Below are 26,876 nucleotides of genomic sequence, written 5' to 3'. Positions count from 1 at the left end.
GGCCCCTGTCCGCGTCCAGCCACCGCTGTACGTCTTCGAGTCAATGCACTTGTGCTCATGGTCGCGGGGCTGACAATCACGCCTCCCTGGGTGACCATGTTCCGACACCGCTCCGGTCCGCCCCGGGCGGTCGGACGGGGGTCTGGAGTGAGCGGCACCGACACTGGTGGACGGCAGGGACGGGAGCCTGCGTCGTCACGTCCTGACACCCATGCCGGAACGAGTCGTTCCGCCTTAACGTCGGCCGTACAACCGCCCGATCTGAGTTCCTACCGATTCCACCGCGTCGTCTCCGTGCCGCGCCTGCGCAGGCAGGAGACCGACCCGGACTCCACCCGTTCCCAGCTCACGGCGGCCGTGACAGCGGCCCACGCGGTGTTGAGTCGCGTCGGGAAGGAGACCGGCAGGAAGGACGACAGTGTGGAGGACGACGGCGGAAAGCCCGTCGGCCTCGCCGCCGCATGGGTCCGGCCGGGGCAGCACCGACCGCTGCACTTCCTGATGGGCGGAGCACCCTGGTTCCCGCCGGCTGGTATCGAGCCGCCTCCGGAGACCGTGGTCCCGCTGCGCTACCCGCCCGGCGCCACAGCCCACACCGTTCCGCCCGGGGACATCGCCCGGCTGCTCCGGATGCCGTACTGGGTCCCCTGCACGGGCTTTCACGACCCACTGCACATCGACGCAGGCGGTGAGCGGCAGCGGACCGGCGGCCGGCGCGGGACCTTCGACGACGCGGTCGCTCACCTTCCGGACGCCTTCGCGTGGCTGGTGCTGGCCGAGCCGGTGCCGTACGAGCGACTGGAGCGGGAACGTACGGATCTGGCGTTACGGCTCCCCCACATGCGGCGGCGGGACAGCTCAGAGGCCGACCGGATGGCCGTCTCCCGGTACGAGAGCCGGTATCGAGAGCTGTGCCGGGCACGGGCAACGGGAATGTGGGACGTGACCGTGCTGGTTGGGGCGGAGACGCCCGGCGTGGCGCACGCGTCCGCGGCCCTCCTGTGCGCGGCCGGTGATCTGGACGAACTGCCGTATGTCCTGGCCCCGGCCGATCGCATCGCTCCCCCGGACGCGACGCTGCCGGGTGGGGCGGCCGAGGCTGCCCAAAAGGACGGGGCGTTCACCGCGTCCGCGGAGCTGGTGGCGGCGCTCGCCCGGCCACCGGCCCGCGAACTTCCGGGCGTCCGCGCCCTCGCCCCCAACCGCTTCGACGTCACCTTCGACACTGACGACCGTACGGGGCTCGAGGACGGCTTCCCCGTCGGCGATGTCCTCGACGAGGCATCAGCACCCACCGGAACGTTCCGGCTGACGCGGGCGACGCTCAACCGGCACGCGTTCGTGTGTGGGGCGACGGGGTCGGGCAAGTCGCAGACCGTACGTTCCCTGCTCACCGCGCTCGCGACCCATCGGGATCCGGTCCCGTGGCTCGTGATCGAACCGGCCAAGGCCGAGTACGCCCGGATCGCCGGCCGGCTGGCCGCCGCGGCACGGGAGGATTGGACGCCGGAAGACCGGAACGCGAAGGGCGGGGACGAGCAGGGCCGGAACACGGAAGGCCGAGGTGCTCCTCAGGTAGGCGTGATCCGTCCCGGGGCGGTGGACGTGCCGCCCGCTTCCCTCAATCCTCTCGAACCGGAGCCGGGATTCCCGCTGCAGAGCCACCTCGACCTGGTGCGAGCGCTCTTCCTCGCGTGCTTCGAAGGCGACGAACCGTTTCCCCAGGTCCTTTCCCGCTCGCTCTCCGAGTGCTACACCGCTGCGGGCTGGGACCTTGTCACGGGCGAACCGCGCCCCGTTCACCGGCCCAAGTACCTCAGGAACGAGCCGGACGTGCCCCGCGCCGCACGCCATCCCACCCTCGGCGACCTCCAGGCGACCGCTCGCCGTGTCGTGGAGACGATCGGCTATGGCAAGGAGGTCACGGACAACGTCCGCGGATTCGTGGACGTCCGGATCGGCTCGCTCCGGGAAGGGGCCCCTGGCCGGTTCTTCGAGGGCGGGCACCCCCTGGACGTCGGCGGACTGCTGAGCGGGAACTTCGTCCTCGAACTGGAGGCGCTCACCAACGACCAGGACAAGGCGTTCCTGATGGGCGCCGTGCTCATCCGTGTCGTCGAGCACCTACGCGTGCACCACGGCGGCGGCGCGGTGCCGCTGCGACACGTGCTGGTGGTGGAGGAGGCGCACCGGCTGCTGAAGAACGTGACGGACGGGCCCGCCGCTGCGGCCGTCGACCTGTTCGCCTCGCTGCTGGCCGAGATCCGGGCGTACGGGGAGGGCGTCGTCATCGTCGAGCAGATCCCCACGAAGATCCTCCCGGACGTGATCAAGAACAGCGCTCTGAAGATCATGCACCGGCTGCCGGCCGAGGACGACCGGCGGGCCGTCGGCGGCACCATGAACCTGCAGGACGAGCAGAGCGTGAGCGTGGTCGCTTTCCCACCGGGGCTTGCCGCGGTGGCCGCCGACGGCATGGACCGGCCTGTCCTGGCGTCGATGCCCTACGGCGAGCGCGACGAGTCCGCGCGGCAGGCGTCGGCACGGCCTCCGCTGCGGGGCAGCCGCAGTCCCCTGTGCGGGTCCTCCTGCCGCGACGAACCGTGCACGCTGCGGGTCATGAACGACGCCCGGCACCTGTCCGCCGCCCCCCTGACGCTGGTCTGGGTGGAGGCCGTCGCCACGAACCAGGCGATGGGCATGCCCCCGCCCGGGCCCTCGGCCGCCGTGCGGGACGACCTGACCGGTCCAACGCCGCGCGTGCTGGACTGCGCGCTCGTCCACGCCGTGGAACGAGCGGTCGGCGCCCGCGAATCCTTCATGCGGCACGAGGTCGACGCCCCGGACTTCGCCGCGCACCTGCACACCGCACTCCACGGCCTGCTGCGCGGGCGGTGGAGCGCGGACGAGGACCCACGGCGGTTCGCCTACGGCGGCTACCGGTTCCGCGACGTCCTGGAGACGATCCATGTCGCCCTGCGGGACGACCCCGAAGGGCCGCACACCTACCCGGCCGAACTGACCGCGCAGTGGGCCGCCCGGGGTCTGGTCCTCACCGGAACCTCGGCCGCCAGCCACCGCGACCAGGTGCGGACCCTGCCCGGCACCGCGGCCGCCCGGCCGCACGCGCGCGTCGGCGACGTCGCACGCAGCGGCCTGTACGACGCGATCACCGCCCTCACCGGTGGAGTGGCGGAGACCCACATACGGCGCGCCTTCACCCTCGCCTGCGCGCCGGGCCGGTGGCTGGAGGTGCTGATGGAACAGTCCGCACGACGACTGGCACATGAACTCACCCGAAAGAAAGGCACGGACCATTGAGCGGCATGGACAGCTACGGCACGGATCCCGCTGACAGGCCCGAGAGCGGGGAGCAGGAGACCGCGGCCGATGCCCGGGGGGACTCCGGCTTCGAGGACGGGGTACCGCAGGAGGGCGAGATGCTCGCCTGGCAGAACGAGCCCAACCCTGAGATCTCCTCCCCCACCAAGCCTCGCGCTGGCTCCGACACGAGCGGGGAGGCGAAAGAACTGTCGCTCGGCCTCGAAGTGGAGGGTCCGGTGGTCGAGGCGGTGCCGGCCATCGAGGCCCCCCAGCCGTCGCGCACACCCGCCGCAGCCGAATACGGATTCGGGTCGGTGAACGAGATGGGCACCGTCGTCGCCTCGCAGCGGGAACTCGAAGTGAAGGATCCCGTGGTCGAGGCGGTGCCGGCCGTCGAGGCCCGCCAGCCGCAGCACACGCCCGCCGCAGCCGGATTCGGATTCGGGTCCGTGAACAAGATGGCCGCCGACGTCGCCTTGTTGCGGGAAACGGGCGTCGACGCATCCCGGGCCAGCGTGCCCGCTCCGGAACAGGCAGCTGGGTCGAAGCTCTCGCAGGGGGCGGAGCTCGGCCAGGGCATCGAACCCGTGCTCGGGGACTAGAAGACCGCCGAACGCCGACGGACGCCCACGAAAGCCGACGGACGCCGGGACGCCCACGAACACCGTACGACAGCGGGAGAGCCATGGCCGACGAGGGAAACACGTTCGACGCCGAGCTTGCGGAGCAGGTCTTCGACGGGGCGGAACGATGGGGGTGGGAGTACGTGCCTCCGCCGGCTCCGCTCCCCCACCCCGCGGCGGCCTGCCCGCCGGAGTGGACGGAGCCCTTCTATCCCGAGCTCGCCCGGCTGCAGACGGAAGCGGCCGACCGCCGCGGCATGGCGGGCGCCATCCCCGTGGCGGTCGTCGTCATCGGTGCCTGCGCCTTGTTCAACATCTTCCTCGCCCTCGTCCTGGTCGTCGTCGGCGGCGTGGTCCTCGCTGCCACACGTCCCTCCCGCCGGGTCGAAACCGCGCGCCTGGCGGCGCTCGCCGACCGCGACCGCCGGATCGCCGAGCACCAGCAACTCCTCGCCCACTGGAGCCAGGAGCTCGAAAACCATCGGCAGGAGCAGCTGCGCACCAGCGCGACGCTCGACACCTGGTACCCGGTGGTCCTCCGCTCCTGCCCCGCCCGCGTCGACGTCATCGGCGGTTCGCGCCACGGATGGGCCTCCCTGCTGACGGGCGTGGGCGGCTCGGTCCTGACGGCGGGAGACGCGCTGGTCGTCGCGGACCTCACCGAGCAGCATGTCGCGCTCGAACTCTTCCGGCTCACCCGCCTTCGCGGAATCCCCGTCGCCCATCTGCCGTTCCCCGGAAAGTCGCTCGACGCGGACCTGCTGGCCGGAACGACGCCCGAGGACCTGGCGGAGACCATCGCCGATGCCCTCGCCACGCTGCGCCCAACGGGCACCGACGGGGATCTGCGTACCGTCGACGCGGCTCTGCTGCGCGCCGTCACGACGCGACTGCGCGCGCCGCTCACGTACCACCGGCTGACGGCGGGACTCGCCGTGCTGCTCCGCCAGTACGAAACGGGCACGACCGGAACGGGGCCTCTGGCACGCGAGGAAGTGGTCGCCCTCACCGGGGCCATCGACACGGTGGGCACTAGTGAACGGCGTCAGAACGAACTGCACTACCTCAAGGACCTCATGGACGCGTTCCTGAGCGGCCCCGCACCCGAAGACACCGCCTCCGAGCCGACGGTCCCGTGGTGGCGCCCGGGGCAGCTCACCGTCGTCTCCACCTCCGGCCCGGGGCGGCACCGCAAGGACATCGCCGACCGCATGCTCCTCGCCCGGCTCACCCACGGCCTGGACACCCTCGCGCGCGAACCCCAGAAGGGAACCCTGGTGCTCGCCGGCGCCGATCGCCTCGGCCGTGACGCCCTGGAAGGGCTCGCTCGGCGCGCACGGCAGGCGGGGGTACGGCTCCTGCTGCTGCTGGAGCACCTGCGGGACGGAACCGAGGCGCTGGCCGGCGGCCCCGACAGCGCCACGGTGTTCATGCGCCTCGGCAACGGTGAGGAGGCGAAGGCCGCGGCGGAGTTCATCGGCCAGCAGCACACCTTCGTCCTCACCCAACTGACCCGGCAGTTCGCCGAGACTCTGTCGCACGGGCGCAGCCTCGGCACGGGCGAGCAGTACGGCACGACGAGCGCCTCGTCGACGGGGGACGGCTGGTCCAGCTCGCACGGCAGCTCGCTCTCCCACAGCTGGCAGCAGAGCGTGAACAGCACACGCTCGCTGTCAACCACGACCGGGGAGACTGCTACACGGGTCTACGACTTCACCGTCGAGCCCACACAGCTCCAGGCCCTACCACCCACCGGCTTCGTCCTCGTGGAAACCACCACGCGCACGAGGCGGGTGGTCTTCGGGGACTGCAACCCGGCGATCTCCCTCCTGCCCCGGGTCTCCATCACGCCCCGCTGACGACGCGGCTCCAGGCTCGGCATACGAATGCCGCTGGCTTTGTTCACGAGAACGGGCTCTGGCACAACTTCTGTGGTCTCAAGCTGAAGCTCGGTGCATGGGGTCGAAGCACGTTGAGACCTGGCGGTTCGCCCTTTGGCATGCCTCAACATGAGGATGAAGAAGGCTCACTGTCGATCACCGGGTCTACAGTCCCCGCGCTTACCCGGAGCCGGTTCACAAGGGCCGGACGCCCTCTGACGGCACATCAGAAGCTGCGTCCCGGGCGGGGTTACGTACGGCCGCGGCGGGGCGGCGTACAGGACCGCCGGCCCCCGTCGGACGACGCCGGGCCTTCTCCGCCCCTCCCAAAGGGACCGGCGCCCCCCGGGCCTCCGGTCACAGGGTGCGCAGGACCGCGACGACCTTGCCGAGGATGACGGCGTCGTCGCCCGGGATCGGCTCGTAGGCGGGGTTGTGGGGCATGAGCCAGACGTGGCCGTTCTCGCGGCGCAGGCGCTTGACGGTGGCTTCGCCGTCGAGCATCGCGGCGACGATGTCGCCGTGGTCCGCGCTGTCGGCCTGCCTGACGACGACGGTGTCTCCGTGACAGATGGCGGCGTCGGTCATGCTGTCGCCGACCACCTTCAGTGCGAAGAGCCGGCCCTCGCCGACCAGCCGGCGCGGCAGGGGCAGGATGTCCTCGACCTGTTCCTCGGCCAGGATCGGGGCGCCGGCGGCGATCCGGCCGAACAAGGGGACAGCGGCCACGGCGGGGTCGGCCGTGGTGGGTGCCTGGGGGTAGTCCTCGGCCCAGCGCTCGCGGACGCGGTGGGTGCGCGGGCGGCGGGGGTCGCGGTAGAGGACGCCCTTCAGCTCCAGCGCCATGAGCTGGTGCGCGACCGACGAGGTGCTGCGGAGCTTGACCGCGGCGCCGATCTCGCGCACAGAGGGCGGCTACCCCCGGCTGGCGTCTCACGCTCGACGATCTCGATGATCGCGATCTGCCGGTCAGTCAGCCCCTCGGGATCAATACGGATCTCCGGCGGGCGGCCGAGCCGGCCTGCCGATTCGACGGCACGCATGTGGTGCTCCCCCGTCACGGGATCTTACTTCAAGGGGAAGCTAACCCGCCATCCCACACAAAGGGAACACTGATTCGAAGGTCTCCGGTCGACGGCGTGACCAGGCCGGACGCTCCAGCGCCGGGTTCCTCGCTGTGGTCGGACTCGCGGCCGACGCGAGCGCCGGCACCCAGGGCGCGGCGCGGACGCAGGCCGGGTCAAGGAACGGGCTCGGACAGGCCGCAGGCCCGCGATTCGGTGAGGGCGGGGAAGCGGTCGCCCGGGGACGATTCGTGGAGGTCGGCCTCGGTTGCTCGCGCTACCGCCGGCGCGACGGGCGTATGGCGCCAGCGCCCGGGCAGCCTGCGGGGGGATCGGGCGTCTTTGTGCGGAGAGCCAGCGTCCTGGAGGAGGCTGGCTCTCCGAGCACGTCCCCGCGTCAACACGTCCGTGCGCGTCCCTCTGTTCGGCGGCTGAAGCCCAATCCAAGGGGTCAGCTGGATATTGACAGAGCCGGTGACGGAGCAGCAAGGCACCCCCCCTCCAGTCCCAGCTCCTCGCCCACTGCCCTGACCCTGACCTGCACCGGACCATCGGCGGTTCGATGCAGCAGCCTCCGGGTGCGGAGGCGCCCGCGGCGGGACGCACCCGTGTCGGGACGCGCCCGTATCGAACGCGACGGCCCGGGCAGACGGACTGCCCGGGCCGCGCGTTCAGCGGGTTGCCGCTACCCCGCGTTCCTGAGGAACACGGAGGTGAGCGGTGCGGTGTGGGTGGAGTCCACGCCCGCACCTGCCGAGAAGTCGTCCTTCTCGCGGCCGTTCCAGTCGGCGATCGGGCTGCCGCCCTGGGTCAGGTGCTGGAAGCGGGACGGGTCGCCCGGCGCGGAGCCGAACTGGTAGACCGGCTGGGCGCCCGCGCCCGTCTTCCCGTACGGCAGGTAGTCCGTGTACGGGCCGCCCGGGGTGAGCTGCTTGGACAGGGTGTTGTTGTGGAAGACGTTCTGCGGGCCGGAGGAGCCGGACCACTTGAGCGCCTTGGCCCCGGCGGCCCACCAGATCGGGTACCAGGTCCCGGCCTCGACGTCGCCACCCTCGCCGCCGCAGCGGGCGGTGCAGTTGCCCGAGTAGTGCTCGTACGGCACGCGGACGGTGTTGTTCTCGAAGAGGTTGCGGCGCTCCCAGCCGCCGTGGAGGTTCAGGTCGGAGTCGAAGTCGTTGCCGTAGACCACGTTGCCCGAGGCCGACCACTGCAGGGTGAAGTGGCGCAGGTCGCGCGTGGTGTTGAAGGCGTAGAGGGAGTCCCAGACGCGGCTGCCGCGGAAGTAGCCGTTGCCACCCTTGCCCTTGTTCCACGCGCCGTCGAGGTGGTTCCGCTCGAACTGGAGGTTCTTGGCGACCTCGGTGACGATCGGGTGCGATCCGGTCATCTCCGCGCGGACGCCACGGACCCAGGAGTCCGCGGCCCACTTGAAGACCAGGCCGTGCATGGCGTACTCGGGCGCCAGGTTGCCGTAGTTGTGCCGGGCCTGCTCAGGGGTCATCCCGGGCATGTCCTGGGTGAAGGAGAAGTTCTCGAACCCGACACCGACCACCATCTTCAACGGGGTGACCTTGCTGGGGTAGACGGTGCCGTCGATCGCGGCGGAGCCGTCCGAGGTGGAGTCCACCGGGAGGTCGAACTCCAGCGGCTTGTCCAGGGTCAGCGTACGGTTCGCCGCATCGACGGAGCTGATGCGGAAGACCTGCTGGCGCATGTGCAGGTTCTCGTACCGGCCCTCGTCCGTGGCGCTCTGGAGGGCGTAGAACTTCCGGCTGTTGGCAGCGCCCACCCACACGTGCCCGCCGACCGCGAAGCGGGCCGGGTCGGCCTTGGCGTCGAGGTGGACGACCCGGTCGCCCTCCTTCGCGGAGAAGCCCGGCGCGGCCGCGGAGGTCCGCAGCTTCACGCCCGAGGCCCAGTGCTGGTTGACCGAGCCCTCGAAGATGTCCTTGCGGTTGGCGGGGGCGGCGGCCAGCTCGTCCGCGTACCGGGGGGCGACCTCGCGGGTCGAGACGCGGAACAGGCCGCGGCCGGGCCACATCCAGCCGCCCTTGCCGGTGTCCGCGCCCGACCCGTAGGACATGGCGTCCTGGTCCCAGCGGCTGCCGTCCGAGGTCAGGGTGTCGTACTTGGTGCTGTCGTCGGGCCGGAACACGATCCGGGTGCCCCCGGGCCGGGCCGGGTCGCTGCCCTGGCCGCGGATGGTCAGGTAGCTGGCGTCCACCGAGATCTGGCGGCTGACGTTCAGCTTGCCGGCGGGCAGGGTGATCAGCGAAAGCCGCTCGAACTGCGCGGCGCCCCCGCACCGGGTGCGGATGTCGTCGATGGCCCGCTGGAGGCCGGCGGAGTCGTCGGCCTCGTCGTCCGGCTTGACGCCGTAGGTGCCGTCGAGCTCTTCCGGGGTGATGCGGCAGGCCTCGTCACCGGTGTGCTGCGCCTCGCCGGGCAGCGGGCTGCCGCCGCGGTAGCCGGCGGCCGACCAGTTCGGCATGCCGGGCAGCTGCGCCTTGCGGTTGTAGGCGCTCAGGAGCTGGGAGGGCGGGTTCGGGTTCGCGGCGGCCTCGGAGGTGTACCGGTGGCGGCCGATGGTCTCGATGGCGCGGTGGGTGGAGCCGCCGAGGGGCAGCTCGTAGAAGTCGACGGCGACGTAGTTGGGGGTCTTGCGGGCGGCCGGGCCGCAGATGTTCAGCGCCCGGTCGACCAGGGAGTCGCCGTTGTCGATGGCGGCGGTGATGACGGTGGGAGCGTCGCGGAACTGGTTCATCACGAACAGCGGGGTGAAGCCGGGCTCCTGCCGCGTGAGCGGGATCTCGTCCCAGCGGGTGTAGCAGTCCTTGTTGCCCGCGAGGCCGCCCATGCTCCAGAAGTTCTCGACCGTCCAGTCGCGCTGGGCGCGGACGCCGACCTCGGGGACGTCGCCCTTGTCGGAGAAGATCAGCAGCCGCTTGCCCAGCCCGCGCATCTGGGACAGGGTCGGCCAGCCGTGGGTGGCCACCCCCTGCGCCACGGGGTCGAAGACCAGTTCCTTCAGGCCGGGTACGGCGCTCATCTCGCGGGCCATCTTCGCCCGGTCGGCGACGTAGTCCTCCAGGAAGACGGTGACGACGGCGTCGGTGTCCTTCTGGAGGAACTTCACGATGTCGCCGAGGCCGTACTCGAAGCGCCGGTCGCCGCCGATCGAGCACGTGCCGTGGCACATGCGCAGCGGGTCCTCGACGGTGGCTCCGTCGTCGTAGACGTCCAGCATCATGCCGCGGACGCCCTCGTCCAGCTGGGTGGCCATGCTGCGGGACTGGTTGGGGAAGGAATAGCCGTCGCCGTAGGAGTTGAAGGCGTTGTGGCTGGTGAGGAAGGTCGCCTGGTCGAGCCGGGGGTCGGCCGGCGGGGTGTACTCCTCCAGCACCAGGTCGGTCAGGTGCCAGTGGCCGCGGCCGGTGTCGGCTTCGGCGCGGCTGCCGAGGGCGAGCTGGACGCCGCTGTTGGACCTGCCGCCCGCCGTGGTGGGGGACGTGAGGTACTGCTCGCCGCCGGGCGTCTTCAGCAGGTAGGTATCGGCCTGGACCTGATCGAACTCCCAGGTCGTACCGTCGCCGCCGCACAGCTTCAGGACCGCGAGTGTGCCGTCGAGGCCGATGCAGTAGGCGCCGTTGACGTTGCTCTTCAGGTAGTACGAGGAGCCGGTCGCGGCCTCGAACCACCACTGCTGCCCGTGCCGGCCGCCGTACGTGAACTGGAGGATCTTGCGGCCCTCCTCCATGTCCCCGGCCTCGGCGTCCATGGCGAGGCCGTTCATGGCGTTCTGTATCTGGACCGGCCCGAGCCGGTTGGGCGGTCCCGGCGCGGCGACGGCCGCCCCTGGGAGGACGGAGGCGACGAGCGCGGCCGTGAGCGCGGCCACGGCTGCGAAGACCAGCCGCATGCTGCGGCGATCTCTGTTGAACATGGGAGGAGGCACTCTCTCTCGGAACGGCAGGTGGGACCCCGGCCTGCCGCCCGGGCCGCGGGGCCCGGCTCGGCGCGAGCGCCCCGGCTGGCCAGGCGGTCCCGCACCTGAACCGGACGGAAGTCCTCGAACCTGGGAACGAGCACTCTAGCGCCGTAAAGTGACTGGGTTTTACCCCGAGGTGAACGAAGAATGATCAAGCCGCCCATAGCCGCTGTTCGGCCGTCATGCCGTTCGGCCGTCATGCCGTCCGGCCGTCACACGGTTCTGCCGTCATCCCGCCGCGGGGTCAGTGACGGTGATCAAGCGGGCGGTGCTGGGCACCCCCTGGGCGTCCAGGGCGAAGAGCACGTACGTGCCCGGCAGGACCACACCCTTGTCGGCCGGGAGGGACACCGTGTACGCGCCAGTGCCCGCGGGCGCGGAGGTCAGCGGGACGCGCCGCTGGTCGTTGTCCGTGGAGTGGGTCGCGGCCGCGGGCCGCATCAGGACGAAGGAGGCGACCGGGCCGCCGGTGGTGACGGTCAGCGCGGTGCCGGCCCCGGCGCGGGGTGGTACGCCGCCGGTGATGGCGGGCCGCGGTCTGGACGAGCCGTCGGCGTTGAGCAGGTACGGCGGTGTGAACACCGACCCGTCGACGCGGTTGGTGGCGACAGACGCAGCAGAACCCGAGAACTGCCCCGGCCTCCCTGACAGACGATCTTCATCGTGGACACCGGCCCCCGACCAGCGCGAGCACGACAGCATGCCCGCACACCGCCCCCGCGATCTGCAACTTCACGATGCACACCGCTCAATGCAGTTGCCTTTGCTTCTCGGGAGAGCTGTCTCCCTGCTACGCCCGCTGGCTGGCCTTCCCTTAGGCCGGCTCTGCGCCGGTCCCCGGCATGGAGCAAAGGTCTTTGTTGCCAGTGCAGGGCAAAGACGGCTGAAGCGTGTCCTGCCAGGGTGTGACGCATGAGCGAGAGCAAGCCGGCGAGAGGAACGAAGTGGGTTCTGCGGACGCCGATCGTCCTGGTCGGGGCGTTCGCGCGATGGGCGGGGTGCCGGCGAGTTTGGATGCATGGGAGGAAGCCAGAATCGGCCTTGGCTTCGACGGCGGACCAGGGAGGTTCGTCGCTACGGCCCGCAAACCTCGCCGCAGAGTTCCAGATGTTCCTCACGAGCACGATCGGATAGCTGAGCCGCCACGTGAGACAACCTCTTAAAGAAGCTGCACGGCAAGTGATGGAACGCACGACAGGATGAGATGGCGTGATTTTTTCCGTGACCCCCCAGCAGATGATCGACTCGTACGGGCTACAGAACATCATCTATTTCCCTCAGTCTTCTGCCGTCGAGTTCCACGCACCGTCTGCCACGCTCCTGAGCACTGCGGGACTCCCGCACTCCGAGGTTTTCACCTCCAAGGAAACGGTTCCGGACCCTCACCCGGGAACGGACTCCATCACACTGGGAAGCCGCTTCCGCCACCTCGGTATCCCGTGCCCCGACGAGAGCCGGGGATGGTGGACGCTCGGGTACCTATTCGAGTCCCTCTTGGCAGTAGACCCTAAGACCGGCAAGGTCTACTCCTTCCCTGAAGGGGAACCGGGGTACACCAATCTCCACCGGGACGTGGACTCTCTCCTGTTCGCGCTTGTCGAGTTCCGTAGACTCGAAGTGGATCACGATAACGAAGTTGATCCCGAAGAACTCTCTGCGCGCTTCAAGCAGGTGGTGGGCGCGTTCGATCCCACCCCCTTCGCCGACGAGAATTCGCAGTGGAACCTGTCACTGGAGGAGCTGCGGAACGGAATTTGGTAGGACGACTGGGATCTTTCGGTTTCTTATCAGCGCGGCACCTGAACAGGTACCGTCACAGTGAAATCGCAACGGCCTTCGATGTGGAGGTCGCACTGGCAGCGCCCGGCATTTTCATAACACGCTTCCTCAGAGCGGTAGTTGGTGACTCCGCGGGCGAAAACTCCACTACCGCCCTCCCGGAAGCCGCACCCCACCGGGGAATCTCCCACGGTCACGGTGGGGCGGCGTACAGGACCGTCGTCCCATCAGGCGGCGCGCCGATCCGCGAATCCCGCCGAGCGGGGGCCGGCGCGCAACCCGTCGGCCATGACACCCGCCCCGTATCACTCGCGCGAAGCCTGCCTCCGCTCAGCGCCGGAACCCGGCGCTCAGCTCCTCCAGCAGCCCTCAACCCGTACGGTGCTCGCCATGGGTGCCACGGCGCCGCCGAGCAGGCGGGCGACCGACCGGGAAGGTGCACCCGCCCGGCGGGCGTCCTGGTCCGCGGGCGACCCAGGAGCCGCACAGCAAAGGATCGACGGCCTCGGCCCAGCAGTACTCCATCGCCCGTGGTAGGGCCGTCCGGCGGCCGCGCTCCAAATCGCAGCGGCTCCAGCGCGCAAGGCGCACACGCCGCGCCTGGCTGTGCGGTGTGGAGGTCCGAGCGGACACGGGCGCCGCCGCCCGCACTGGCGAGCGCCTCCTGGAGGCGGTGCAGCCCGTCGGTTGCGAGACCGGGGGCGTCGTGCGGTTCAAGTGTGGCCCGGTGGACATGCCTTGGCGGCTGCCCTGCCGGGTCCTTCCGGATGCCCGGCATCGCGTGGCTCATAAATGAAGCTTATGCGCTCATAGGTCGGATAGGTCTAGGTAGGGATGCTTACGCGACATAACTTCCCTGTGTACGCGACTGCTTCACACGATCGAGGAAACCGTGCGTCTCAAGAAGATGGCTCTCGCCGCCACGGCCGGGATGGTGGCCCCCATGGCCCTTCTGGCCACACCAGCCACCGCCGAGGAGAACCCCCCGGGTCTCGCGACGGCAGACGGGGGCCTGAGCCAGGGCGTGGCCTCCGGCGAGGATGAGAAGCCTCGTCCCGCTGCAGCACGCGAGGAGGAACCGGATGCCCTTGCGGCAGGACCGGAGCCGGAGCCCTCCGGTCCTGCCCAAGCTCAGGAAGGTGATGCGAGGCAGGAGCAGCCGTCGGAGGTACGGCAGGATGCTGCAGCCTCGGCCGCCTCCCCCACTCCCCAGGCGCCGGTTCTGCGGGGCGAACGAGGCCGTAAGGGCCCGCCCCTCAGTATCGGAGCCTGGCCGCTCGAATCGGAGCCCGGCGAGTGGGGTGAGTACGCACTCACCCTGGACAACTCCAAGGGCGTCGTCGGCGAAGACAGCGCCTACGACCTCTCCTTGACCATCACCCCCGGAAGTGCGCCGGAAGGCGAGTTGCGCGAGGGTGACTGCGCGTTGCAGTTCTTCCGTGATGGCGCGTGGCATGACGTCGAGCTCACCTACCAGCCGGACGGCCGTGGCGCTCTGCGGGTGACCTTCCCGGAGCACAGCCTCCCGGCTGAGTTGGTCACCTTCAAGTTTCGTTTCCGCTTCAGCAAGAGCACTTCTCTGTCGCATGCAACGGTCAATAACGCGGTTCTCTGCTACGTGCGCGAAACCGGGAGACCATTTTCCCTGGCCCACAGGGCGTTCCGGACGAAGATCGTGCACCCCGGAAACGGCGAAGGCCCCGGAAGCGGCGAAGATCCCGGAAACAGCGAAAACCCCGGAAACGGCAGCGAGGATGGGGATGGCCCTGGGAACGGCAGCATTGACTCGGGTGGGACGGGGAGTCAGGGCGCGGCTGATGGCTCGGATCCCGTGCCTGGTGAAGGGGCTGCCCCATCGGTAGGTGACGCCCAGGCCGTGAGGGCCGCGGACGCCGAAGCCGGCGGGCAGCAAGGTACCGGGCCCGAGGACGCGCTGGCACGGACCGGCTCCGACGCCGCTACCCGCTGGACGCTGGGCGTCGGCGGTACCGCTCTTGCCGTGGGGGCGGCCTTGGTTGCGGGAACGGGGCGCCACCGCCGCCGTCAGGCCTCTGAGCGCATGTAAACAGCCTCGCCCTGCCCTGTGAGCAAGCCATCGACGGCACCCAGGTCACAGGGCAGGGCCAGTGGTGTGCTGCCCGCTGCCCAAGCAGTCAGTTCCAGCGCTCCACACAGGAGAAACAGTCCCAACTGCCCCGGTAGGGATGCAGAAGAACGGGACACGAGCCGGAATCACAGATGAAGGATCGAGTGAATGTTCGACAGATGGGGTGTGTGGGATGCGCTTCCGGAAAGCGAGCGGCGGCGGTGGTCGCTGGAGCCGTTCCAGCGTGTGGGCCCGCTACGTTTCGGGATGCGGCCCGAGGAGGTCACCGCGGCGCTCGGCGGCATCGCGAGCGACGACCCCTGGCACCACACGCGTGCGGCGCTGCCGCCGGAGCGGTGCGCCGCGGTCAGCGGGGAGTGCGGGGCGCTGGGGCTCACGATCTACTACGGCCTGGAGGAGCGGCTGCGGGGCATAGCGGTGGACGCCCTGCGAGGCCCTCAGGTCTATGCCGACAACGTCGCGCTGGTCGGCCGTGTGCCCTCGGAGCTCGAGCAGTGGATCGTCCACCGCGCCGAGAACCGCGAGCCCTTCTCCGAGCTGTTCTACGCAGACCTCGGTCTACCCGGATCACGGAGCCTCGGCGTGGTGATCTGCGTTCAACGCGCAGGGGACCGCCTGCTCACCCGACCGGTATTCCTCCCCGCCGAAGCCATGGATGCACCGGCCGGCTCCCTCCCCCCGGAGGCCTGGGGGACCCACTGAGCCGGAAGAAGCCGGCATACGTCTCCAGCTGCGCCGGCGAGCGGCGGGCCCACGGCCTAGGTGTATTGACCTGCAGTGTTGTTGACGCGGTTGATGGGTGGGTGTCCGTCGAGTGCGGTGTGGCAGCGGTGGTGGTTGTAGGTGTGGAGGAAGTCTGCCGGGGCGGCTGTCCGTTCGTCGTTCGAGGTGTAGGGCCGTAGGTAGGCCCACTCGTCGAGCAGGGTGCGGTTGAAGCGTTCGACCTTGCCGTTGGTCTGCGGCCGGTAGGGCCGGATCTTCTTGTGACGGATGCCGGCCGCGGTCAGGGTCTGGGTGAAGAGCTTGGACTTGTAGCAGGCGCTGTTGTCGGTCAGGACCCGCTCGACGGTGATGCCGAGGCCGGTGAAGAACGCGTTCGCGCGCTGCCAGAAGGCGATGGCGGTGTGCTGGCGCTCGTCGGGCAGGACCTCGCTGTAGGCCAGGCGGGAGTGGTCGTCGACGGCCGAGTGGATGTAGCTGTAGCCGATCATTGGTGTGCAGCTCTTGCGCTCGGTGGTGGTGGCCTGGCGGTTGCGGTCGCCGGCCGTCCTGCCGACGGTCCGCCAGCCGTGCCGCCGGGCGTGACCGCCAACGTGATCAACCCCGGACCGATCGACACCGGCTGGATGTCCGAGGAGATCCGCGAGCACTGCATTGGCCACACCCCGCTCGGCCGTCTCGGCACCCCGCAGGCCACCGCCCACCTCGTGGGCTTCCTGTGCTCCAGAGAAGGCGAGTGGGTCAACTGCCAGCTGCTGAAGAGCAACGGCGGCATCGCCTAAAGGGTGTTGCAGAAGGTCCGCTTCGGGCAGGCCGGAGGGGTGTTTGACCTGTCGGTTCACCCGGTACGGGCGAGGTTGTGCATGGCGGCGACGGCCTGGACGGCATGGTGGAGGCCGTCGCCTCTTTGACGGCAGTCGCGCAGGATCTTCCAGTTCTTCATCCGGGCAAACGTGTGCTCGACACGGGCCCTGACCCGTCGGTGCTCGGCGTTGTGCTCCTCCTGCCCGCGTAGGAGGGAATGCCCAGAACTGAGCCAGGCAGTCCTGCCGTACCTGCTCCTGGTGCGGCCGCGAAACGTTCCTCGAGCGTCGCCCGCCAGACCACCCCGCCGAGGCGTTCGTCAGGCTCGTTCAATTCCGCTGGCGTCCCTCAGGGTCCCCCGTTGGCCGTCCTGGGTCTGAACCTCCAGCATGTCGCCTCGCTGCGCCAGAGCGAGGTACCAGATCCCGGGTTCAAGGATTGCGGGTACTCCGTGATCAACGACCATCACACGTTGCTCGGGTACAGCGAACCAAAAGGGATCCGGTGAAGAGTGAGCCAGTGGAGCCGGGGCGGGGTACACACGGGGTGTCGTCTGGACTTGCGCCGTAGCCTGCGGCATCGGCTGCGCCGGATATCCGTAGCCCCTGCCGAACACCTCAGGAATGTCCGAACCTCGGATGTGGACGATCTGGCTGTACATCAGCCGGTTGAGGTCGGCTGCTGCCCCCTCAACAAGTTCAGCGAGCTCTGCCGGAGTCTTGTCGAGTGGCTGGCCGGCCTCCTTCTGCAGGAGCATCTTTCGGATCAGCGTGCTGCCCTCCGTGAGGGATGTGCGGACACTCGCCAGGGGCTGGATGTCGACGAGTTGGACTTCACTGGCGGCCATCCGAAAGAAGGCGGCATTCAGTTCGGCCAGAAGTGCGCGAAGGGTGCTGTCGAAGACGCTGATGTCGATCGCCCGGTCGGCCTCCAGATCCTGAATGACGTGCCCGAGGAAGAGCGCACAGGACCTGGAGGCCGTGCGTGTGGCTGCTGCCGTCTCAAGTGCCTGCACTTTGGCCTGCGCCTGCCTGTCCAGGGAGGCTCTTTGTTCGTTCGACCTCCGAGTGGAGCGCTGGACGAGTGCGGCACCCACTGCGGTGATGGCGGCGCCTCCGAGGACACCAACCACTCCGACGATCACTTCTAAGGCAGCCATCCAGGCATTCTGAGCGGCACGCCCCGCGGCGACAAGAGGATCCAGGGCAACGAAGCAGCCAAACGCCGGCGGCGGTCAAGTGCCGTGGGGCACGCCTTCGAGTAGCGATCTCGCGCCCACCGAACAGGTCAATCGGCTGGGTAGTCGCTACGGGAACGCAGCGTGCAGCGGACGCGAACGAGCGGCCCACCCACCTCGTTGCCCACAGCAACCGACCGAGGAACGGGTCATCACCATCGGGTCATCCGGGAGAGCAGCACTAGCCGATCTCACATCTCCTCACCAAGGCATTCGCCCTAGCGGGGGAAGGCGGCATCGCAGGTGTTCCAGGCGAGCCACTGCGACGCGTGCGGGACAGGACTCAGCCGGTGACGGCAGACAGGGGCCACTCGCCTTCCGTTTCCTTCGGGACGGATGGGGGGCTCTCGGCTCGGCACTGGGCGAGACCCCGGACCGAGGCGGCTTGTCCTCGCTGGTGCTGCCGGGCATCGGCCATGGACGCCAGGACGGTACAGACAGCGGAGACCGCGTCGGCCCATCCCCGCTCGTACTCCTCACGTCGACCTCCGGGAGCAGCGTCCGCCTCCTCGACGACCCGCAGCTCGTCACCGATGCCGGTGGCCGCGAGCACACCGAGCAGCTCCGCTTGCGCGCTGATGCCGCGAGTGGCATGGCCGCGCATCCGATGCCGGTCGGCCTGCGCGTCCCCGGGATCGGTCACAGGTCGAACTCGATGTGCTCGACGCCGAGCATGCGGACTTCTTCCAGGCTCGCCGCGCGGGTGCCGTGCTGCTGGAAGTACACGTCCTTCAGCGCGTCCGCGACGGCCTGGCGCATCTGCCGCTCGCCGCCGCGCTCCTGGGCGTCGAAGAGGCGGCCGGCGTGGTGCGGCGGCAGAGCGAGAGTGAGGTGACGCTCGCGGGCCTCGTCGGTCGTGCCGGCCGGGGCGGCGTAGCCGAGCTGGGCGCGGACGTCGATCATCACACCCTGGCTGGTCGCGGCCGTCTGCTTCGCCTTCGCCCGCACCTTCGGCTGCCATCGTTTGCGGACTTCGCCGGCCATGCGCGCGGCGAGGTCCGGGCGGGGCTTTTTGATCTGGTCCTTCACGTACCGCTCGACGGTGCGTTGGGAGATGCCGAGGAGCTGGGCGACGGCTTTGGTGCCTTTCATCTGCTTGACGAGGAAGCGCATCTGCGCGCCCGCGGACTGTGGCGGTTTACGGGTGAACGCCTTCTGGAGCATGTGGTCCAGGGCCTCGCCGACCGACCTGATCACCATGGGTCTACTCCCCCGTGTCCGGGCCGGCGGCGCCGGACTTGATGTAGCGGGCCAGGTTCAGCAGCGGCGCCTGGGCCTGCTCGCGCAGCTGCTCCGCCCACAGCGGCGACTGGGTGCCCTCGTGCTTGACCATGCCCGGGGACACCCCGATCCGGAACGAGCCGGGAATCGTCTTGCCGTCGGCGGTATACGGGAGGGCGTCGAGCGGGGAGGGGCCGTCGGCGGCGTACACCGCGCAGTCGGACAGGACCGCGACCGGGTAGGCGCCGGTGGCGGCCGCGAGGGCGACCATCTTGCGGTGCATGCCGATACGGGCGCGGGAGATGACGGCGGCGCGGATGTCGGGGCGCCAGGTCGGGCGCGCCAGCGCGGGCCACGGCTGGCCCGGGCGCCAGCCTCCGCCTCGGGCCTTCTCCTGGAGCTTGCCGATCCCGCCCTTCACCGTGTTCTTGATCGCGCCCAGCACGATCGCCGCCTCGGGGTCGCGGGTCTTGTAGCCGTCCATCGCGGCCAGGAACTCGGCCGGCGGCAGCTTGTCGGCAACGCCGAGGTCGCCCATGGTCGTCATGTAGGCGTCGCGCAGGCGCTGGTACCAGCCGTCCAGGTAGCGGCCGGCGTCCGGGCGGAGCCACGCCTCCAGCGGCTGGACCTGGTAGCCGAGTTCGACGGCGTAGGCGACGGTCGGGGTCGCGTACCAGGCGGGGCCTGCGGGGGCCTCGCCGGTGGGGGTGAAGGGGCTGGGCAGCAGGTCGCCGCGCAGGTCGACCCACTTCTTGCCGACCATGACGCGGCCGAGGTCGACGTGCGAGAGGTCGACCAGCCACGAGCCGGGCACCGCCGCATCGAAGGCAGGGTTGGTGGTGTGGACGGGTGGCTTGGCCAGACCGACCGGCAGGCCGTTCGCGGCGGCGGCGAAAGCCATGTTGACGTCGATGCCCACCAGATGCGGCTTCAGGCACTCCTCGTCGGTGAGTTCCCGCGCCCAGTCGTACGCCTCCTCGAAGAGACGCTCTTCGGGGCCGCGGACATGGAAACGGGGCAGGTGCGCGAGGACAGGGTGGCCGTCGATCGCCTCGCACGGCGCCGGATCCAGCGGTTCCTTGCCGAGCGAGCCGGGGTTGTAGGCGCTGTGCCGGCGGCCCTCGGCGTCCGGCGCCGAGGCGCGGGTCGGCGGGTGCAGCGCCGTCATGAGCTCCAGGCCGGTCACGGCCGTGGACCCGCGCGGGGTCATGACGCGGGAGGCGTACAGGCCCAGCGTCCGAGCCAGATCCTCCGGCGGCAGGTCGGCGGCATGGCCCCACGAACGGGCGTCCAGCGCCCGCCAGGACGGGATGCACAGCTGGACGCAGGCCCGCTGTCCGCCCTGAGCCGGGCGGTAGATCCTCGCCCAGGGGCCGAAACCGCGCCGGGTCAGCTGCCACTGCGCCCCGGCCAGTTCCTCCAGGACCGGGTGGTCGGCGGGCAGCCGGCCCGCGTCCCTCTCGTCGTCGGACAGCTCGACCGGCAGGCCGAAGAACTCCAGCGCCGCCGGGGCCAGAGCAAGCAGCGGATCCGCATCCCGGCCCCAGGGATCCAACCGCGGCGCGCCCAGACGCGCCTCGGTCAGCGTCCACTCCACCAGGGCCGGCAGGGTCCGGGCCGGGACGTCGAGGACCAGACCACCGGTGCAGTACGCGGAGACCTGACCGTCGGCTTCTGCGTCGATGACGGCGAGCGGCCCGTTCGCGAACCGCGGATCCACAGCCGCGGACCGCTGGGCAGCCGCAGCCGGACGACCACGCCCGGTGGCCGCGCGTACAGCGGGAGGCTTCGGCGCCGATACCGGGCGCGATGCGCTCGGCCGCGGAGGGGCCGGGGAGGGGCCCGGAGCAGCAGCCGCCACCGCCCGGGCCGCAGCGGGCGCGGGGACGGGCGTCGCCGTGGCCGGCCGCTCCTCGATGGCAGGAGCGGGGGTCTCGGTGGCCGGCCGCTCCTCGACGGAAGCGGGGGCAGGGGTGGGGGCGGGGTACTTCTTCGCCCAGCCCTCCAGCAGCGCCAGATAGGGGCCACGGCGAGGCGGACGGGGCTCGCTGCGGCCGGCCTCCCAGTTCTTCACCGTCTGCGGAGTCGTCTCCAGAGCACGCGCGAGCGCGGCCTGCGTGACACCGGCCGCTTCACGCAGCCGCGCCCGCTCAGCAGGCTCAGGGAACGCCGGACCTCCGGCCAGCAGCTCCTCCACCGCCCTGAACAGAGCCTCTTCCTGCAGGTCCTTCTTCACGCTCCACCTCCAGGGAAACCCTACCAATCTTTACCCCAGATTTATTGTCAGATTTGCGGCGTGTATAGCGAAAGAAGCGTTCAAAGCGCACTGCCCGCAAATCCAGTTGACCAGCGACCTCGCGCGGGGTGCGGCGGAGAGCAGACGGCCGGTGTGGCGGCGTACCTGCGGAGGCCGGACGGCCGCCTCCTGCTCACCGCTCGGTGGCAAGCACAGCCCCAACGCGCTATCAGGTTCCCTATCAGCAGACCCATTCACCTGGGAAATCAGCGGTCTGGCCCATCAGGTCCAAGGCCTCGCTCACCATGAGGAGTCCCGCTCACCACGACCCCGCGAACGCGTCCGCGGTGCCGTGCAGCGGCGCTAATCTCGCCCGTCCGCGCTCTTCCCGCCCGCTGACGGTGGCCGCATGAACGCCCTCCCGCCTCACGCGGCTCTCTCGCCGGTCACCCGTCGTGCGACTTCCGCTCGCCCGCTTGTTTTCGTCGCTCGATCGGTGGCTCCCGATCTCGCAGAAGAGGATCCGCTTGAGCGGTCGTCTCCTACGGCTCGGCCGAGTACGTGATCCAGGGCACGCGGACGGGATCTCGGGGGACCAGTTGCCGGGCCCCTCGTTGATGCCGAGGACTGGACTGGCCTGACCGCCTACGCCGGCCTCGGCCATACCGGAGTCCGGGTCGTGCACGGCCTCTGGGAACGCCGCACGCCCGACGCCATCGCCTCACCCCTGGCACCGATGCCGTGGCCTGGGCTGGCCGGCTGCTCAGGGCTGTGACCTGCGGTGGTAAGCGCGGTGGTAGGTAGCGTCCGACGGTGGCGAGTGCCCGTCCAGGTCCGTTTTGGTGCCTGGTGCAGCGGTCGGCTCCGCGAGGGCGAAGGCGATGTCGGTCGGCACAGTGGCGGCTGGGGGTGCCGTCGGGGGGGCGGTAGATGTGGCATGCCGGGCACAGGGGCCATCCGGCGTACTCGGCGCACAGGTCGATGCCGGCCTCCGGCGGTCGTCCGCACTCGGTGCACTCCGCCATCACCCGCCGGTGCGTCTCTTGCGCGGCGGCACTGCGCTGCGTCTCGTTCTGCTCGGAACGTAGGTGGGGGCGGCGGGCAGGGCGGTGCGGCGGGCGGAGATGACGGCGCCGGCGCTGATGCGAACCGGGCCCTCGAACGGGGCGGTATGCGCGGCGAGAAGGGTGTCTGCGGTCCAGGTGGTGTGGGTGAGCAGGGCGTCGAGGCGGCGGGCCTGGTCGGCCAGCGGCCGGCCCGCCAAGGCGAGGGCGGGCGCCTGGGCGCCGAGGCGGTACAGGACGTCGAGACCGGCCGTCCTCACCGGTCGCTCCCCCACGGGCTGTTCCTGCCGCTCTTCCGCGGCCGGTTCTCCTCCCGTACCCGCTGCGGTCCTTCGTCCGTCCGTCCTTCCGTCCCGCCATCCGTCTTCCCTCTGCCCTCTCCTGCCTGAGGGGAGGGACGGACGTGGACCCGATGGCTGAGCGGCTCACGTTCGGGGCAGCCCCGCGCGAGCCGGGAGCTCAGAAGCCTCTCGGGCGTGCTTCTCCTCGTCCACCCGGGGCGCAGAAGTCGCTCCGCGCCCAGAGGGCCCACGGTGGCGCCGGCGGCGCGGGTCGTCAGGTGCGCCCCTGCCGCGTCCAGGATTCTGATTCTGCTGGGCCGGGGCATGCCGATGGCCCTGCGCCCGTCCGCGAAGGACGGGTGCAGGGCCGCTGTGGCTTGCGGACCGTGCGCGAAGCCTTACTTGGGCATGAGGACGGTGTCGATGATGTAGACGTTGGCGTTGGCGGTCTTCACGTTGCCGCAGACCACGTTGGCGGTGTCGTTGACCTTGTAGGACTCACCGGAGCCGGTGGTGGTGATCATGCCCTTCTGGAGGGTCTCGAAGGAGCCGTTCTCCAGCTGCTTCGGCGTGAGCTTCTGGCCGACGACGTGGTAGGTGAGGATCTTGGTGAGGGTGGCCTTGTCGGCGAGGACCTTGTCGAGGTCGGCCTTGGGGATCTTGGCGAAGGCGTCGTTCGTCGGCGCGAAGACGGTGATGTTCTCGGCGTTGTTGAGGGTGTCGACGAGTCCGGCCTGCTTGACGGCGGTCACGAGGGTGGACAGGGCCGGGTTGTTCGACGCGGCGGTGGCGACCGGGTCCTTGGCCATGCCGTCGAAGGAGCCCGCGCCCTCCTTCGGCACGCCCGCGCAGGCCGGACCGAAGGGCTGGTCGTCGGTCATGTTGTCGCCCGCAGGGGTGCTCTCGCTGGTCTTCGCGGCGTCCTCGGCGCCCGCGCTCGGGGCGGCCTTGGTGTCGCTGCCGGAGTCGGAGCACGCGGCCAGGGAGAAGGGCAGCGCGGCTGCGGCGACGACGGCGATCGCGGTACGGCGGATCTTCATGCTGTTCATGACCAGTTGCTCCTTGGTGGTTCTTCTCTGGGGTATCGCGGTGGTTGGTCGTGCTGCCCGGGGTGGCCTTGCGGTCGTCCGGGTGGTCTAGGGGACGGTGACGAAGACGCTGTGCCAGCCGCTCGCCCCGTCGGGGATGGTGCGGGTGCGCTCTTCGGTCTGGACCTGTCCGGTGCCGTCGGTGGCACGGACGGTGAGGTTGTGTCCGCCGGGGGAGGCGTTCCAGCGGTAGGACCACTGGCGCCAGGTGTCGACGCCTGCCTGGGCGGCGAGATCTGCGTCCTGCCAGGGCCCGTCGTCGACGCGGATCTGAACGCGGGTGATGCCGCGTCGCTGGGCCCAGGCGACGCCGGCGACGGTGACGGTGCCGGCGGCGGGGCGGGCGAAGGGGCGGGGAGTGTCGATGCGGGCCTGGGTCTTGATCGGCGCGCGGCGGGCCCACTTGCGTTTGACCCAGTAGGGGTCGTAGGCGTCGAACGTGGTGAGTTCGATGTCCTCGATCCACTTGCAGGCCGAGACGTAGCCATAGAGGCCGGGGACGAGCATGCGGACGGGGAAGCCGTGGTCGAAGGGGAGCGGTTCGCCGTTCATGCCGACCGCGAGGATGGCGTCGCGGCCGTCCATCAGGTCCTCGACGGGGGAGCCGAGCGTCATGCCGTCCACGGAGCGGGCCACCAGCTGATCGGCCCGGCCGCCCTTCGACGGCGGTCGGACGCCGGCTTCCTCAAGGAGGTCGGCGAGGGGTACGCCGAGCCAGCGGGCGTTGCCGATGTAGGGGCCGCCGACCTCGTTCGAGACGCAGGTCAGGGTGATGTCGCGTTCGATGAGCGGGCGGGCGAGAAGCTGGTCGAGGGTGTAGGTGCGGGGGCGGGTGACCCCTGTGCCGCGGATGCGCAGCCGCCAGATGCCCGCGTCGACCCTGGGAACGGTCAGGGCGGTGTCGACGCGGTAGAAGTCGGCGTTGGGCGTGGTGAAGGCCGTGATGCCGGGAACCTTCAGCTGGACACCGGCCGGTACCGCCGGCGCCGGGGAGGCGGGCTCGGGAAGCACCAGGGTGCGCCGGGAGGCGACGGCGCCCCGGCCCTGCCGGCCGGTGAAGTACCGGCCCAGCGCGCCGGCCGATGTCGCGGCGACCGCCGTGACGCCGGCCGCGGTGAGGAAGCCGCGCCTGCTCCACGCCCCAGGGCCTGCCTGGCCTTCCGGGGCGGAAACGGGGGCGGCTCTGGCCGCCACCACGTACAGGACGAGGGCTCCCGCGACCGCTCCGGCGATCGAGGGCAGTGCGTCACCGGTTCCGGTGGAGTCGGGACGGCTGAGAGCCGCGGCGGCGCCGACGATCCCGAACAGCAGCACCCCCGCGGCACCGGCACGACGATGGGACACGGCCAGGATGCCGAGGCCGATGGCGATGAGGACCAGAATCAGAAGGATCCCCAGCTGGAGAACAGTCTTGTCGCTCTGTCCGAACGTGCGGATCGCGAAGTCCTTCACCGCGGCAGGCGTACGGTCGATCACCGCGCTGCCCACCACGGTCACCGGCCCGGCCGCCGGCCGCACCAGTCCGGCCACCAGCTCGGCCACGGCCAGAGCCGTGTACGCGGCCAGGAGTCCGGCCAGTGCGCCGAGGCCGGCGCGGACGAGTCTGTTGCGGAAGCTGCTCACGTGCTGCATTCGGCAGCCCCCCGCCCGGCGGATTGGTCCCACCCCCGAAAGAGTGAGACGGCTTGCCGGTGTCGGCCTTGCACGGCGGGCATGGAGGCGGCGGCGCGGCCAGGGTCACCGCAGGCGGAGCGGGCCTGTGGCGGGCGGCGCCTCGAACGGGCTTCCCCCGGGACGCCGTGGGGAACGAAGCGACCCCATCCGTACGCCCGTCCGCTACGAAGAATGGTCGACGCACCCAACGGTTTCGGTGACCGGACCGCCCCCAGGCGGTCCGGCCCGATCGAGCGACGACACAAGGACCGGCATGCGATGCACACCCCGCCCCCCGAAGGCCGGCCCACGCCGTCCCTTCGCCTTCTCCCCACGACCGGAGCGGCGCAGGTGAATCAGCCGCTTCCCTTCGCCGCCGGCCACAACGGCCGCCCCGCCCCCACCGACCTCACCGACCTCACCGACCTCATGGGCAAAGTGGCGCGCGGCGACAAGCACGCCTTCTCCGCCCTCTACGACGCCCTGGCACCCCTGGTCTTCGGCATCGTGCTCAAAGTCGTGCGCGACAGGGCGCAGTCCGAGGAGGTCACCCAGGAGGTCATGATCGACCTGTGGCGCCAGGCCGCCCGCTACCGGCCTGAAACCGGCGCGGTGGGGGCGTGGGCGGCGACGATCGCCCACCGGCGGGCCGTGGACCGGGTCCGCTCCGCCCAGGCCGCAGCCAACCGCGAGCAGGCCCAGGCCGCCCGAGAGCACACCACCGCCTTCGACGAGGTCGCCGAACAGGTCGAGACGCGCCTGGAGTCCGAACAGGTACGCCGCTGCCTGCGCGGCTTGACCGAACTCCAGCGCCAGGCCGTGACCCTGGCCTATTACCAGGGCCTGACCTACCGTGAAGTCGCCGAAACCCTGCGCACGCCTCTTCCCACCATCAAGACACGCATGCGCGACGGGCTCATCCGGCTCCGCGACTGCATGGGGGTGACCACATGAACCACCACGCCACCGACGCCCACACCCTCGCCGCCGCCTACGCCCTGGGCGCTCTCGACGACACCGAACGCAAGGACTTCGACGCCCACCTCAAGACGTGCGAGGCATGCCGACAGGAAGCGGCCGAGTTCCAGGCGACCACAGCACGCCTGGCGGCAGCCGTCGCCCAGCCGCCGCCCCCGGAAGCCAAGGCACGGGTCATGGCCTCCATCGACGGCGTACGCCAGCTGCCCCCACGCATCCCCGCCGCCAGTACGGCGCCCGTACTCGGCGGCATGCTGCGCCGCAGGGCCGTTCCCCTGGCGCTCGCCGCCAGCGTGGCCGCGGCCGCACTGGGTGGCGTCGCGGTGTGGCAGACGCACAACGGGCAAGGCCTCGAACGGCAGGCACGACAGGCCCAGCAGCAGCTCGACGCGGTCAGCGCCGTGCTGGCCGCCCCGGACGCACGCACCGTCCACGGCAAGGCCGCCAACGGAGCCCTGACCACCGCCGTCTCCTCCAAGCAGCAGAACAAGGCCGTCTTCACCGCGGCCGACCTGCCCGCACCCGGCACAGGCAAGACCTACCAGTTGTGGCTCGACCACGACGGCACCATGCGCCCGGCCGGACTGATCGACCACGACGGCACCGTGCCCCTCACCGGCGACCCCGCCGACGCAGCCGCCATCGGCCTCACCCTCGAACCCGCAGGAGGGTCCCCCCAGCCCACCACCGAACCCCTGCTCCTGATGCCCCTGCCCACCTGACCGGGGGCGTACGAGGAGCAGCGGATCCTTCCGAGCAGTGACCACGTCACTGCTCGGCCGTCTTCGGCGCGTGCGGAGGGGGAGGAGGTAGAGGCGGCGTTCCAGCG

The 26,876-nt window shown here is 70.4% G+C and carries 17 protein-coding genes and 4 pseudogenes; 9 read left to right on the top strand and 12 right to left on the bottom strand.

All coding sequences use genetic code 11. The annotated features are described in order from the left end of the window. Positions 1-147: 147 nt before the first annotated feature. The 3 genes from ABFY03_RS37455 to ABFY03_RS37445 all read left to right on the top strand — a co-directional run bounded on the left by ABFY03_RS37455 (position 148) and on the right by ABFY03_RS37445 (position 5,806). Complete coding sequence (locus ABFY03_RS37455; protein WP_346172167.1) at positions 148-3,321, top strand: ATP-binding protein; 3,174 nt, start codon at positions 148-150, stop codon at positions 3,319-3,321. A gap of 5 nt (positions 3,322-3,326) precedes the next feature. Next, entirely contained in the window at positions 3,327-3,926 is a 600-nt protein-coding gene (locus ABFY03_RS37450) for a hypothetical protein (protein WP_346172166.1), read from the top strand. Between the two features lie 83 nt (positions 3,927-4,009). Continuing rightward, positions 4,010-5,806, top strand: a complete 1,797-nt coding sequence (locus ABFY03_RS37445) for a hypothetical protein (protein ID WP_346172165.1) — start codon at positions 4,010-4,012, stop codon at positions 5,804-5,806. A gap of 378 nt (positions 5,807-6,184) precedes the next feature. Here the strand turns inward: ABFY03_RS37445 and lexA are convergent. The 3 genes and pseudogenes from lexA to ABFY03_RS37430 all read right to left on the bottom strand — a co-directional run bounded on the left by lexA (position 6,185) and on the right by ABFY03_RS37430 (position 11,461). Beyond that, positions 6,185-6,870, bottom strand: a pseudogene (gene lexA, locus ABFY03_RS37440) (transcriptional repressor LexA). 706 nt (positions 6,871-7,576) lie between these two features. After that, positions 7,577-10,834, bottom strand: coding sequence for a phosphoinositide-specific phospholipase C-related protein (locus tag ABFY03_RS37435; protein ID WP_346172164.1), 3,258 nt, complete (start codon positions 10,832-10,834; stop codon positions 7,577-7,579). 273 nt (positions 10,835-11,107) lie between these two features. Next, entirely contained in the window at positions 11,108-11,461 is a 354-nt protein-coding gene (locus ABFY03_RS37430; protein WP_346172163.1) for a galactose oxidase early set domain-containing protein, read from the bottom strand. Positions 11,462-12,100: 639 nt separating this feature from the next. Here ABFY03_RS37430 and ABFY03_RS37425 point away from each other — a divergent pair. From ABFY03_RS37425 to ABFY03_RS37415, 3 genes are all read left to right on the top strand, one after another. Continuing rightward, positions 12,101-12,640 carry an SUKH-4 family immunity protein gene (locus tag ABFY03_RS37425; RefSeq protein ID WP_346172162.1) on the top strand — a complete coding sequence of 180 codons (540 nt, stop codon included), beginning with the start codon at positions 12,101-12,103 and terminating at the stop codon, positions 12,638-12,640. Positions 12,641-13,550: 910 nt separating this feature from the next. Beyond that, a complete protein-coding gene (locus ABFY03_RS37420) occupies positions 13,551-14,723 on the top strand; it encodes a hypothetical protein (RefSeq protein ID WP_346172161.1) in 1,173 nt (390 codons plus the stop codon). A 189-nt stretch (positions 14,724-14,912) separates the two neighbouring features. Beyond that, complete coding sequence (locus ABFY03_RS37415; RefSeq protein ID WP_346172160.1) at positions 14,913-15,467, top strand: hypothetical protein; 555 nt, start codon at positions 14,913-14,915, stop codon at positions 15,465-15,467. 56 nt (positions 15,468-15,523) lie between these two features. On the opposite strand, the pseudogene ABFY03_RS37410 reads toward ABFY03_RS37415, so the two are convergent. Continuing rightward, positions 15,524-16,021 (bottom strand): annotated as a pseudogene (locus ABFY03_RS37410) (integrase core domain-containing protein); the annotation flags it as partial. Positions 16,022-16,063: 42 nt separating this feature from the next. Between ABFY03_RS37410 and ABFY03_RS37405 the strand changes: the two are divergent. After that, a pseudogene (locus ABFY03_RS37405) lies at positions 16,064-16,267 on the top strand (SDR family oxidoreductase); the annotation flags it as partial. Between the two features lie 56 nt (positions 16,268-16,323). On the opposite strand, the pseudogene ABFY03_RS37400 reads toward ABFY03_RS37405, so the two are convergent. From ABFY03_RS37400 to ABFY03_RS37365, 8 genes and pseudogenes are all read right to left on the bottom strand, one after another. Beyond that, positions 16,324-16,503: pseudogene (locus ABFY03_RS37400) on the bottom strand (transposase family protein); the annotation flags it as partial. A gap of 105 nt (positions 16,504-16,608) precedes the next feature. Continuing rightward, the gene (locus tag ABFY03_RS37395; protein ID WP_346172159.1) at positions 16,609-17,448 is read right to left on the bottom strand and encodes a hypothetical protein; all 840 of its coding nucleotides are present in this window, start codon (positions 17,446-17,448) and stop codon (positions 16,609-16,611) included. A 361-nt stretch (positions 17,449-17,809) separates the two neighbouring features. Next, the gene (locus ABFY03_RS37390; protein WP_346172158.1) at positions 17,810-18,169 is read right to left on the bottom strand and encodes a hypothetical protein; all 360 of its coding nucleotides are present in this window, start codon (positions 18,167-18,169) and stop codon (positions 17,810-17,812) included. After that, on the bottom strand, positions 18,166-18,720 hold the full coding sequence (gene tpg / locus ABFY03_RS37385; protein WP_346172372.1) for a telomere-protecting terminal protein Tpg: 555 nt from the start codon (positions 18,718-18,720) through the stop codon (positions 18,166-18,168). The genes ABFY03_RS37390 and tpg overlap by 4 nt, the downstream gene beginning before the upstream one ends. 10 nt (positions 18,721-18,730) lie before the next feature. Next, positions 18,731-20,983 carry a telomere-associated protein Tap gene (gene tap, locus ABFY03_RS37380; protein WP_346172157.1) on the bottom strand — a complete coding sequence of 751 codons (2,253 nt, stop codon included), beginning with the start codon at positions 20,981-20,983 and terminating at the stop codon, positions 18,731-18,733. A gap of 1,024 nt (positions 20,984-22,007) precedes the next feature. Then, positions 22,008-22,322: a hypothetical protein gene (locus ABFY03_RS37375; RefSeq protein ID WP_346172156.1), complete on the bottom strand. Its 315-nt coding sequence runs from the start codon at positions 22,320-22,322 to the stop codon at positions 22,008-22,010. Between the two features lie 404 nt (positions 22,323-22,726). After that, a complete protein-coding gene (locus ABFY03_RS37370) occupies positions 22,727-23,377 on the bottom strand; it encodes a fasciclin domain-containing protein (protein ID WP_346171347.1) in 651 nt (216 codons plus the stop codon). An 87-nt stretch (positions 23,378-23,464) separates the two neighbouring features. After that, positions 23,465-25,048 (bottom strand): molybdopterin-dependent oxidoreductase, encoded by a 1,584-nt coding sequence (locus ABFY03_RS37365; protein WP_346172155.1) that lies wholly within the window; start codon positions 25,046-25,048, stop codon positions 23,465-23,467. A 372-nt stretch (positions 25,049-25,420) separates the two neighbouring features. Here ABFY03_RS37365 and sigK point away from each other — a divergent pair, with 372 nt between their 5' ends. Beyond that, a complete protein-coding gene (gene sigK, locus ABFY03_RS37360; protein ID WP_346172154.1) occupies positions 25,421-26,023 on the top strand; it encodes an ECF RNA polymerase sigma factor SigK in 603 nt (200 codons plus the stop codon). Then, positions 26,020-26,769 (top strand): anti-sigma factor, encoded by a 750-nt coding sequence (locus tag ABFY03_RS37355; protein ID WP_346172153.1) that lies wholly within the window; start codon positions 26,020-26,022, stop codon positions 26,767-26,769. The genes sigK and ABFY03_RS37355 overlap by 4 nt, the downstream gene beginning before the upstream one ends. Positions 26,770-26,876 lie beyond the last annotated feature (107 nt).

It is taken from the genome of Streptomyces roseofulvus (assembly GCF_039534915.1).
GTDB lineage: Bacteria > Actinomycetota > Actinomycetes > Streptomycetales > Streptomycetaceae > Streptomyces > Streptomyces roseofulvus.
Note: the sequence above shows the minus strand (reverse complement) of the source record. Positions and strands in the feature narration are given on the sequence as shown.